The organism is Methanospirillum sp. (assembly GCF_028679455.1).
In the GTDB taxonomy this organism is placed as follows: Archaea; Halobacteriota; Methanomicrobia; order Methanomicrobiales; family Methanospirillaceae; genus Methanospirillum.
Genome location: NZ_JAJRBM010000085.1, coordinates 1 through 2,790 on the forward strand (window position 1 = coordinate 1; position 2,790 = coordinate 2,790).

Below are 2,790 nucleotides of genomic sequence, written 5' to 3' on the forward strand. Positions count from 1 at the left end.
AGGAGATACCATTGAACTGACACTTGATCTGAGTTTCAGCGGAACCATGATAAGCGGCAAATACGGTGCACAGACAACGGAACCAGGGACTGAAGCCTGGTACCTTGCAACAGAGGACTTCGCGGGATCAGATACCGAACTTGGAGAGATCAGTACATCCGAATATACCGGAGTTGGTGCAGGGCAGGATATCCCTCCGATCATGTTGAGAAACGTCACCAAGTCCTATGACATAGAGATCCCGGAGTCAGCAATGAAAGGGACATATGACATCTTTGCATACATCAACGGAACTAAATACAAGACAAATCCCCTGACTGTAACCGTAATCTGATCAAGTCCAGATACAATACCTCTTTTTCAAGAAAACCTGGCATTAAAAGGGCAGATAAATGATCTGATCCTGGGCAGGACAAGGTTCCGAAGATCTTTTCGTCAGAGTACTGCCAGGATATGCACCGCACACTCAGTGCATGTCATCGTATAATGCAACCTTTCCGAAATATCTCGGAAATTTGCCTTAAAAATGAAGTGCATCATGAGTTAATGTTTTACAAGATACGATAATCAAAAGACATAACTCCAACCCATGAGTATAGATCACGTATATGTCGAGCAGGACCCTTCATGTCGATCCATTTGAGATAATTCAATCGATTGATGAGCCTCTTTTCGTTCTTAATGAAAAACATGCGGTTGTTTTTGGTAACCGGGCTTTTGATCAGACATTCGGAGTAAACCGAGCAGAAATTGAAGGAAGATCTGTATACGAGATCGGAAAAGGGCTCTTTAATATTTCACTGTTCCGGGAAAAACTGGATAGTATAAAGACCTCCGGAACCGAAGTCAAGCATTTTGAGATTGAAATTACCCTGTCACAGGGAAAACGGAACTTTGTCATCAATGCCGGAGTCATGAGACGGTACGGATCATCTTCCGAGGATCAGATCCTCATCAGGTTCGAGGATATCAGCGACCAGCTCGCTGCAGAACGAGCCATCCGTGATAAGAACCAGGCAATTCTTGAATTATCAACACCGATAACAAAAATCTGGGATGAAATTCTGGTCCTGCCGATGATCGGGACACTTGATTCTGAACGTGCAAACAAGATGATGGAACAGCTGCTGGATGCTATCAGCCGTGAACATGCACGTTCCGTAATCATGGACGGAACTGGAATTTCACGAATCGACGAACTGGTGGCGACCCATATCATAAAAGCGACAAGCGCGGTCAAATTACTTGGATCTCAGGTCATCATGACCGGCGTTAAGCCTGAGGTTGCCATGATGATGGTGAAACTCGGTATCGACCTGAAGGATATCGTAACACGCGCAACCCTGCAGGAAGGAGTACAGTATGCCCTTGATTCACGCGGGTATATGGTTGTAAGCAAATCCAGTATCATGTCAGAGGAACAAACGTTCCAGACCGCTCCACCGAGACAGAACGGGCAGGGACAAAAACCCACGATCCGCATCGTTAACCCGTACCGGGAACCCTGATCTCTGAATAACCTTAATATTTCCCATCACTCTTTTTTCGGTCCAGCCAAACATTCATATCAGGCAGGGGAGACTCTTTGCCATGGATATCGACAGGGAGGATATCGCAAAGAGATCCCTTTCCCTGCACCTGGAACACCATGGCAAACTGTCAGTCAGATCCAGGGTACCACTGCAGACCAGGGAGGATTTATCGCTTGCATATACCCCGGGTGTGGCACATGTAAGCAGATATATCGCTGATGATGAAAACCGGGTATTCTCCTGCACATTAAAACACAATACCATTGCAATCGTAACAGACGGGACGGCGGTCCTCGGTCTTGGCAATATCGGCCCTTATGCTGCAATTCCGGTAATGGAAGGCAAAGCCATCCTCTTCAAGGAGTTCGCAGATATCGATGCATTTCCGCTCTGCATCGCCGGGGACCATGAAGACCTGATCAGCCATATCCGGAGCATTGCCCCGGTATTCGGGGGAATAAACCTGGAAGATATCGCGGCACCCCACTGTTTCGAGATAGAAGAAGAACTTCAGAATCTCGGGATTCCGGTGATGCATGACGACCAGCATGGTGCCGCGATCGTTGTCATGGCAGCACTCATCAATGCATGCAAAGTTACCGGGAGGAGATATGAAGACCTGACGGTGGTCGTATCTGGAGCAGGAGCGGCAGGATACGCAATCTGCCGTCTTCTTAAATGCATTGGTTACGAAGCGGGTTTATGCAAAGCGGTCAGGGAACTCATCGTATGTGACCGTGAAGGGATCATCTACCGGGGAAGGCCTGGACTGTATCACAATATCTATAAGTATCTCCTCGGCGATGAGACGAACTCCGTTCACCGGACCGGGACCCTTGCCGATGCCCTGGCCGGAGCAGATGTATTCATTGGTGTATCTGCAGGTAACCTCGTCAGTCCGGACATGATCCGCCAGATGAATAAAAATCCGGTGGTTTTTGCCCTGGCAAATCCCATTCCCGAGATCATGCCGGACCTGGCAGCAGCAGCCGGTGCTGCAGTAGTGGGAACAGGGAGATCTGATTTTCAAAACCAGGTGAACAATGTTCTCGTATTCCCCGGCATATTCAGGGGAGCACTCGATGCCGGTGCAACCAGGATCACCGAAGAGATGAAGATCGCAGCAGCCTGCGCAATAGCAGAGTACGTCAAAGATCCAACCTGCGAGAAGATCCTTCCTGATCCCCTGGACCGGGGAGTGGCAAGGGCCGTCGCTGATGCCGTGGGAGAGACTGCCCGCAGATGTGGATGCATCAGA

The 2,790-nt window shown here is 48.8% G+C and carries 3 protein-coding genes; all 3 read left to right on the top strand.

The features are described 5' to 3' along the window. A partial coding sequence (locus tag LUQ50_RS02735; RefSeq protein WP_300035818.1) for a hypothetical protein occupies nt 1-334 on the top strand: 334 nt, incomplete at its 5' end. A 274-nt stretch (nt 335-608) separates the two neighbouring features. Beyond that, on the top strand, nt 609-1,508 hold the full coding sequence (locus tag LUQ50_RS02740; RefSeq protein WP_300035821.1) for an STAS domain-containing protein: 900 nt from the start codon (nt 609-611) through the stop codon (nt 1,506-1,508). A gap of 82 nt (nt 1,509-1,590) precedes the next feature. Then, nucleotides 1,591-2,790, top strand: a 1,200-nt coding sequence (locus tag LUQ50_RS02745) for an NADP-dependent malic enzyme (RefSeq protein ID WP_300035824.1), incomplete at its 3' end; no start/stop codon positions are given.

Bases quoted from the DNA above. Each gene is read 5' to 3' on its own strand.
- LUQ50_RS02740 (WP_300035821.1), top strand. From the start codon at position 609: ATGTCGAGCAGGACCCTTCATGTCGATCCATTTGAGATAATTCAATCG.